Raw genomic sequence first — 8,264 nt, forward strand, 5'->3', positions numbered from 1 at the left:
CGTCCAAGCCATTCCTCCCAGAAAGTCCGCCAGCTTGCCAGCGGGGCATCTGAATATAAACCACTTGGATCCAGAATTGTCAAGGTGTTGTAGATTGGATACAGTTGCCGATATGCGTATCCGAACCTGCCCGACCAGGAATGACCAGGCTTTCGTCGAGGAGAATGGCGCGTGGTGTTGAATGGCCGGATATCCGTCGAGGGGCTGGAGGCCGCTTGCACTGCGTGAAAAAGTCCACTTGCGGGCGATGAACGGCTTTATCAGTGGAAGCAGATTCGGCCATGACGGGGCCATCTGGTTGGATTTCGGGCCAGCCGTCGCCTCGGGCTTCGTCCATTCGTCGTTGCCTTGCCAGGAGAAGGCGATGTAATTGCCGTCGGCCCCATCCGAGATTTGCCCGGTGACGCAGCCGAAGGCGAATTCGCCGGAGCATCTGCCGCGAACCGGATGTAACCGGGTGTGATTTTTCGTGGACCTTTTACACGAAAATATGGGGTCCCGATTCCACGGTCATTGACAGCGGGGACGAACAGGCGGGGCCACGCCGCTCTGCAAATGAACATAAGAGTTCCAAAGAAATGAAGATCGCGCCAAGATCGGTGCGGATAGCGGCAGGCGCCGCAGATCGATCGGCTACAACACGCATGATTGGCCTCCACAGAGTTGTTGGTCAGCAACCCCACTCTGCCAGAGCGCAGGTCGCTATCCACCACCGGTCATGGGATCTTTGATGGGGCATCATTGTCGTCCGAGTCAAAGGATGCGCTATGGGCCAGATTCTCCATGGGAGCGCCACGACGACAGAGGCGGTCCGTCGAGCGATACAGCATAGTCAAGAGAGCCTGAGAGCGCTGGCCAGCGCTACGGGATCAACCAGAAGACGGTCGCAAAGTGGAAGAAGCGGGCTTCGGTCGCGGACGTTCCGACTGGCCCGAAGGAGCCGAGATCGACCGTGCTCTCCGTTGAGGAAGAGGCGGTCATTGTCGCTTTCCGCCGCTACACGTTGCTGCCGCTTGACGATTGCCTCTATGCGCTTCAGCCGCAAGGTCATCGGCTGGCCGTAAGACTCTACTTGCGGGCCAGCCTTGCAGTCGATGCCCCTGAAAATGGCGATCCGCATGTGCTCCAGTTCCTGGCAGTTAATTCATCACTCTGACAGGGGAGTTCAATACGCTTGCAACTGCTGTTCTGATAACCTCCATGGCCAGGGATCCAGCCGAGTATGAGCCGGGTCGGCAATCCGTATGACAATGCACGCGCGGAAAGTTTCATGAAAACGTTGAAGCACGAAGAAGTCGCAGAATTGGCTTATTGTGATGCCTCGTACGCCCGGCGGCGTACCGCGAGCTTCATTGAAGACGTTTACAAATCGGCAACGGTTACCTATGTGAGGATCGCCGCGGACCGCCGCGCAACGCTCGGACGTGCAGTGTAGGACGAGCCACCTCACCGGCGTAGCGAACATAGGTCAAGTAAGACTTCGTCGAGTGGAGCAAAACAGTGGACGGAAGTTCTGCAAGCTCAACTTTCTATCTGATCGGCCCCGCGCCGCCCGTCTTCAGGAGATAAAAAGCATCGTTGATAACGAATCCATCGAGACCCGCGGCACGGACATAGGTCAGCAAGTCGCTTGCACGATTGATGAAGCCTGTGCCATTAAAGTTCAGCGATGTGTTACAAAGAACGCCCACCCCGCTTTTCGCCTTAAACGAGGTAAGCAGTTGAAAGAGGTGCGGGTTCTGCTCCTGTGAAACTGTCTGGGCCCGTGCTGTTCCATCGACATGCGTGACGGCTTTCAACCTGCTATCGAGAACCTTCTGGAAAAGAAGCATGTAAGGCGACGGGCGCGTCAGGTCGAAGTGGAGCGCGACATCCTGCTCCAGGCAAACCGGCGCGATCGGGCGGAAACCCTCCCGGTTCTTGATGCGGTTTAGCCGCTCATGGGTTGCCTTTGAGAAAGGGGCGGCGAGAATTGACCGATTGCCGAGCGCCCGTGGCCCCATTTCGCAATTCCCCTGTACCCAGCCGATCACCTTGTCATCGAGCAACGCCGAGGCTACCTGGCCGTAGTCGAGTGGATGGACCTCGAGCCCGGTCCGGTCAAATTCGTCAAGTGTGAAAGGCTGGCCTGAATAGACGTTCCATTTGATCTTGGCCTTGCCTGTAAAATGCCGCATAGCGTCGACTGCGGTCCCGATCGCGGAGCCTGTATCGTTTGAGCATGGCGGAATGAAAACGTCGGAAAAGAGATTCGTTTCGAGCCAACGGCGGTTCCACTCGCAGTTCAATCCGCAGCCGCCCGAAATCAGCAACGGGTAGCCCTTATTCAGGTTCTTCTTTGCAAAGGTGTAGAACGAATCAAAGATGGCGTCCGAAACTCGCCTGGCGAGGTTGGTAAACTTCTGATGCGTTACGCCAATATTGTAGTATGGCGAATGCCGCAGATCCTCCTTGTAGACCGGATACACATCAATGTCGTGGGGAAGCAGGAAGTCGATCAGCGCCTGCTCGTCCCGGTCGGGCGTTCCCGTCTGCCCATAGGCGCAAAGCGCCATCAGCTTTCCGGCGTCTTCGTAGCGCAACCTTCCTTTGGGCAATGTGAATTTCGGATCGGCCAGTGCATAGAGGAAACCATATTTGTTACCAGGTCCCGCCATCAGTTTTCCTAAATGCACGACCTGCAGGCACTCATCGATCTCGTAGAAATCGCCGATTCCCCCTTCCCAGATCAGCACATAACACGCCATTCCGGCGGGAAACGGCGACATGCCGTAGGCGCCCCAGAGATGCGAGCGCTCGTGCGTAGAGGAATAGAAATGCACCCTCCTGCCGAAGATTGTCTTCTCGCCGATAACCTCCGACCCTGCGGCTACGCCGTAGTAGCCTGCCGCGTCGGACACGTTGCGCGCGAATCCTGTCTTCGACCACCCACCAACAGCAATCACATCCGGAATGGCGTCTAGGCGGCCGGCGGCTTCGAGGACCGTTGTCGGGGTGATGGTCGAATATCTGGGAAAGCTATCCTTCTCAGCCTCGTATGAAAAGATGAGCTCGGCTGACGACGCGTCTAGTGCTGCAATCGTGCCATCATGGTGCGGTTTGAACGAAATTATCCTCATGTATGTCAGCTCCTGCGATGAAGGCCACCAACGTTGGCGTTTTGCCGCCCGAGACAGATGGTGCCGAACCGGTGATTGGGGACATCCCCGGTGAATTGCGTGTCTGCGAAGATGGTATTTTGGTGGATCAGCAGCACCAACTCCCTTTCAGAAGGAATCAACTAACCAACGTATAATCAACATCTCGCCTAGTCCCATACGCCATAAGTTCACCGGGCATACTTCCTCCCACAGGACGAGCAAAACACAACTGGCACTTGCAACGGGATACCGGATCTGTACCACGTCATTCAGGCCTTGTGAATATTGTATTGTTAATGTTTGTAAACGGATTATAGAAAAATCGTTATTGTTGAAAACTATATTTTTGCTTATTTTATAATTTCGCAACACAGATGCGGCAATTTGCGTCAGGGCAGACTGATGACGTTTACGCCCCTAGAGAGGTTTCTCCAGTGCGGCCTCTCTGGTCGGGGATCCGATGGGTGGCTGGAGATTCCAGCCTGGAAGTTTGATCGGGCGGCTAGATGTTTAGTCCCGGCATTTGCTGGAGCGGGTTGAGCGAAAACCGTTCCGGCTGGGAAAGCCACGCCTTGCAGATGAACTCATAGGGTGTGAGGCCTTTGAGGGTCTTGAGCCTGCGGCCGAAATTGTAGGCGGTCACGAAGTCGGCGAGATGGCGACGGAGCTGGTCGTGGCTCTCGTAGTAGAAGCGCTTGACCGTCGCATCCTTGATGGACCTGGCCATTGGTCCATGGATGTTTGGCCTTGGTCGTGCGGTGCTCGATGTCGTTCGTGGCGCAGGCGTATTCGAAGGCATGTGCCCGGAAGAGTTCGCCGTTTGCGATGGCTTCCCTGATCAGCGGCACGGCCGAGCCGCTGGCGCCGGGCGTCGTGAACTGGATGCCGTTGTCGGTGAGTACGGTGTGGATTTTGTAAGGAACCGCCTCGATCAGACGTAGCAGGAACTCCCTCGAGACGGCGGTCGTCGCCTTCTCGTGCAGTTCGACGAAAGCGAACTTCGAGGTTCGGTCGATCGCCACGAACATGTGCAGCTTACCTGTTCGGTGCGGACCTCTGCGATGTCGATGTGGAAGTAGCCGATCGGGTAGCTCTTGAACTTCCGCTTCGCCGGCTTGTCGCCCTCGACATCCGGCAATCGGCCGATACCGTGACGCTGCAGGCAGCGGTGCAGAGAGGATCGCGTCAGGTGCGGGATTGTCGGCTGCAGCGCATAGAGACAATCGTCCAACGGTAGCAGCGTATAGCGGCGGAAGGCGACGATGACCGCCTCTTCCTCCACGGAAAGCACGGTCGATCTCGGCTCCTTCGGGCCAGTCGGAACGTCCGCGACCGAAGCCCGCTTCTTCCACTTTGCGACCGTCTTCTGGTTGATCCCGTAGCGCTTGGCCAGCGCCCTCAGGCTCGCTTGACTATGTTGTATCGCTCGACGGATCGCCTCTGTCGTCGTGGCGCTCCCCTGAAGAACCTGGCCCATAGCGCATCCTTTGATTCGGACGACAACGATGCTCCATAAAGCCTGGGATCAAACAGCTAGTGCCGGCGTCGTGAGAATGCTGCGCTCGAATCTCGCATTTGCGATGGGGTATCCCGATCGCCGTGTCCAGGACGCCATCATTCTCGTCTTCGACAAGGTGGCCGAACTCGGCAGCGCCCGGCAGGCCTGCTCTGGGCTCCTCGAGCATGGGCTGGATTTGCCAGCCAAGCGCAACAACGGTGACGTGGTCTGGGCCAAATCATGCGACCATCCACGGATGATCGACAACCCGATCTACGGCGGCGCCTACCCTATGGTAAGAGTCGTGTCGCGACAGGATGTGATGCAGCGGGCAGCGATCCGACCCAGCAGCCTGACTTTGCTGCGAGCATTTGCGCGATGAGGCGTGCGAAGATCTCCGGCGAAACGATCTGCGCCTGCCGATCGATCTCGTCCAAGGGGCCCATCGGCCGGGTCGCTAGCGGCATGGGCCGCTCGAAAAACGCCAACTCCAACTGCATGATCGCCCTCCTGTTCGGGGGCGGGCTCGGCGAGCCGGCTCAGCAGAGCGTCCGCAGCGCGCGCTTTTGAGCAAATCATTGATGGTGCAAAGATCCTCCGATCTGTCCACGCCGTCAGTCAGCGAAGGCGCGGACTCGGCATCTTGGCCGCCGCCCCAGTCTGTCCATGCCATGGGAATGAGCGACCGAGCGACCGGCTGCCGTCAGGCAACACCGCCAGCAACAGCGGAACACCCCGCCGCGTAAGAGTGCTGATGACGGCCAGACGGCTTCCTTCAAAGGGATGCCGTCTGCGAGTGACGCCGGCGGAGGGCGAAATGTCTTGGTGAGGGGTAGTCTGTGGTGTCTTCGTTCGACAATATCAACCATCATCACCTGATCAATCGATGAATCGGCTGCGCGCTTGCGTGGCGGATCGTCGGGTGATGCGGCTGGTCGGGCAGTTCCTAAAAGCTGGAGTCCTGGCGGAGGATCAATTCCTGCGCACGGATGACGGAACGCCCCAAGACGGGGTCTTATTGAGGAACGTTACGAGCGGTGGACCTACCAACGCCAGACGCAGGGCCGTCACCAGAAAGACGGAATGGCGGCAGCAAGGCGCTGCTCGCATCAACGTGCCGGTCGAAACGAGAAATTGACCCCCGCGTCGCCTCAAGGAAATGTTACCAAGTGGGTTCGTTGCCACACCTAAAATGTTACCCGTGAAGGCGAATGCCGCCATGATGGCCTCACCCCCAAAGACGCATCATGAAGACGAAGTGGCGGCGGCTATACGCATGGAACTCGCCAATGCAGTTAGGTGTCGCTACGCGGCGGCAGTGGCACATTCACCTATGCGCCGCACGACGGGAGCGGCGTGGCGCTTACCATCTGCATGGCAACGCTATCCATCTGAACCTCATTGCGCCAACGAGGTCGTCTTCCGCTTCCATTCTCGTTTGCATGCTTCGACGCGGATTGTTGCGTCACGCGACTCAGACTCCGACCGCGTGGAAGACGTGCTATGAACAGAAACTAATTTGCTAACGTTGAGGCGAGCGCTTCACAAATAGGTCCTTGCGATACACCGTCGATAAGAATTTCGACGGTGATAAGCCTTCGCCGTCTGTCGACATACGAAGGCGCCTTAGCCGTGAGCAGCAATTTGCCTACCTGCTCGGGTTGGAGCGTGATGCTTCCGCACCCGACGAGCGAAACCCAACCAAACGCCGGCAAAAGGCGAGCACAATACTCTGCAGCGCGCTGCAGATTGTTGCGGATTCTGACGGTGTAGGTAACATTACTGTTTGGCAGAACCTCCACCAGATATGGCATCATTTGTGCCCAGAAGAGATCAATGAAATGGTCTGCGGGTTCAACTACAATGTCGCGGAACGCCATTTCTTTCCGTTCAATGTAGTTTTTGTACTCCTCGATCCTCGACTGGTCCATCCCAAAAAGCTCGCCGTGTCCGGGGCAGACTAGATCGGGTTTAATTGCCTGAATCAGGGTCGCGCAGCGGCGATGCATCTGCAGTTGGAAGCTGTTGCGCATCACTGTGGTTTGGACGACAATCTCCCGGTCAATTCCTTCAGATTTTGGGTTGAAGAGGAACAAATTGTCTCCCCCAAAAATGATTCGGGTGCCGTCGATGATGCCGAAAACAATGGCGTGGTACTCGGTTTGACCTGGGGCGAAATGAACTTCGAAGTCGAACCCCCTCCAATGAAATGCCTGACCATCCCGTAGGACTCGTTGTACTTCAATGGGCTTGTGAAAGCAGCACGGGGTACTTGCCCACGCAGCAGGATCCGCAATGACTTCGGCAACACGATCCAAAGCCCAGCACTGCGTGCCGAAACGCCGTTGGAGGTACGGTATTCCACAGACATGATCATCATGAATGTGCGTGGGGACGACGAGCTCAATTTCTCGAACTCCATAGTCCTCGCGCAATTGATCAAGATGATGCTCAACAAAACGCTGGGCTTGCATGCCGCTGTGATCTGAACCAACATGGAGATGCCCGTCCGAGGCTAGACCATAGTCAATCAGCATGGCGTGACCGCTTCCGCTAAGTATAATGTAAAAATTTGAGCATGTGTATGGTCCAGCCCAAAGAAGGTGCTCGCTAATCCGCTGCAGCCTGCTTTCACGCAGTGTCTCTGGATCACTGTAACTGCTATTGCGCCCTGAGGTAAAAAGCCTGCCGATGTTAGCAAGCTTTTCGAGCTTCGACTCAAGCTTTTCGATATCTGCCTCAACGTTGCTGATGGGCGAGCCGTGCGATGGATAGGCGTACGCTACTCTTTCCTTCTTCAAGGCCAGGATTGACTGCATTGTGAACTCGATGCCAAGCAAATCACCATAGCCATATTCCATAGCATGCAATTGATAAAGGTTTCCTCCGTTGGTCATCAAATCGCCCGTGAATGCAATCTTGATACCATCAACTTCTGTGATTAGGCCGACCATTCCGAAAGTATGCCCCTTAGCAGGCAGGATGCGGAACGTATACTGCTTCCAGGAAAACGTTCCATAGTCCTCAAGGACAGCGTCCACGGGAACATTCTCGCCGAGGGAGAAGAACGTATTGCCATTGCAGTAGTTGTCGTAGATGCGCCGGGTTTGCCAATGTGCCTCGGCATCTTCGAAAAGATAACGTTCATATTCCGGTACGGCAATTTTCGCCCCGGCCCTTTGAACAAGAGGTGTACCCCAACATTGGTCCCTGTGGTGATGGGTATGCAGAACCCAGCCGATCCGATCTATACCGATATCCCCGAGATGTTTTAGAATCGCGCCTGATCCTGTATCGATCACTACGCACTCAGTGCCGCTTTTTATGACATAGACGTTGCAAGTATCTCGAAGTTCCCACAGGTGTTCAGTCCGCTGGATTAGACACAATTTACATTTTCCTTTCAAGAACTCCTGAGGGCTCTGGAATTATCTGTCGTTACTGAGACCAGACGGGTAAGCGCACTCACGTGCCCTATTCTTACCGAACGGGGCACCACGTTGATGACGAACATGCCTTATGTGAAAAGAACTTCGCTACAAGGTTCAAAGCCACAAGATCACTCTCCCCAGACTTCTCGGAAAACACGCAGCCAGTTCAATCCCAATATCTTGCGGACATCGTTT

The 8,264-nt window shown here is 55.9% G+C and carries 5 protein-coding genes and 2 pseudogenes; 4 read left to right on the forward strand and 3 right to left on the reverse strand.

Features of this window, described 5'->3' with window-relative positions; genetic code table 11:
* Nucleotides 1-767 precede the first annotated feature (767 nt).
* Both NKH42_RS30495 and NKH42_RS30500 read left to right on the forward strand, forming a co-directional pair.
* Nucleotides 768-1,039: pseudogene (locus NKH42_RS30495) on the forward strand (IS481 family transposase); the annotation flags it as partial.
* A gap of 171 nt (nt 1,040-1,210) precedes the next feature.
* A complete protein-coding gene (locus tag NKH42_RS30500) occupies nt 1,211-1,435 on the forward strand; it encodes an integrase core domain-containing protein (protein WP_502906437.1) in 225 nt (74 codons plus the stop codon).
* 94 nt (nt 1,436-1,529) lie between these two features.
* Here NKH42_RS30500 and NKH42_RS30505 read toward each other — a convergent pair whose 3' ends face one another.
* Together NKH42_RS30505 and NKH42_RS30510 are read right to left on the reverse strand one after the other, a co-directional pair.
* The gene (locus NKH42_RS30505; RefSeq protein ID WP_352974790.1) at nt 1,530-3,119 is read right to left on the reverse strand and encodes a carbamoyltransferase C-terminal domain-containing protein; all 1,590 of its coding nucleotides are present in this window, start codon (nt 3,117-3,119) and stop codon (nt 1,530-1,532) included.
* Nucleotides 3,120-3,642: 523 nt separating this feature from the next.
* Nucleotides 3,643-4,617, reverse strand: a pseudogene (locus NKH42_RS30510) (IS481 family transposase).
* A 28-nt stretch (nt 4,618-4,645) separates the two neighbouring features.
* On the opposite strand from NKH42_RS30510, the gene NKH42_RS30515 reads away from it, so the two are divergent.
* Entirely contained in the window at nt 4,646-5,020 is a 375-nt protein-coding gene (locus NKH42_RS30515) for a hypothetical protein (protein WP_352974793.1), read from the forward strand.
* The gene (locus tag NKH42_RS30520; RefSeq protein WP_352974795.1) at nt 5,017-5,208 is read left to right on the forward strand and encodes a hypothetical protein; all 192 of its coding nucleotides are present in this window, start codon (nt 5,017-5,019) and stop codon (nt 5,206-5,208) included. Before NKH42_RS30515 ends, NKH42_RS30520 begins: the two co-directional genes overlap by 4 nt.
* 944 nt (nt 5,209-6,152) lie before the next feature.
* Here the strand turns inward: NKH42_RS30520 and NKH42_RS30525 are convergent.
* Nucleotides 6,153-8,045, reverse strand: coding sequence for an MBL fold metallo-hydrolase (locus tag NKH42_RS30525; RefSeq protein ID WP_352974796.1), 1,893 nt, complete (start codon nt 8,043-8,045; stop codon nt 6,153-6,155).
* Between the last annotated feature and the right edge of the window lie 219 nt (nt 8,046-8,264).

Source organism: Mesorhizobium sp. M1142, assembly GCF_040318565.1.
Classification (GTDB): domain Bacteria; phylum Pseudomonadota; class Alphaproteobacteria; order Rhizobiales; family Rhizobiaceae; genus Mesorhizobium.

Coding starts and splice junctions, on each gene's coding strand:
- NKH42_RS30505 (WP_352974790.1), bottom strand. CDS start 3,119: ATGAGGATAATTTCGTTCAAACCGCACCATGATGGCACGATTGCAGCA.
- NKH42_RS30515 (WP_352974793.1), top strand. CDS start 4,646: ATGCTCCATAAAGCCTGGGATCAAACAGCTAGTGCCGGCGTCGTGAGA.
- NKH42_RS30520 (WP_352974795.1), top strand. CDS start 5,017: ATGAGGCGTGCGAAGATCTCCGGCGAAACGATCTGCGCCTGCCGATCG.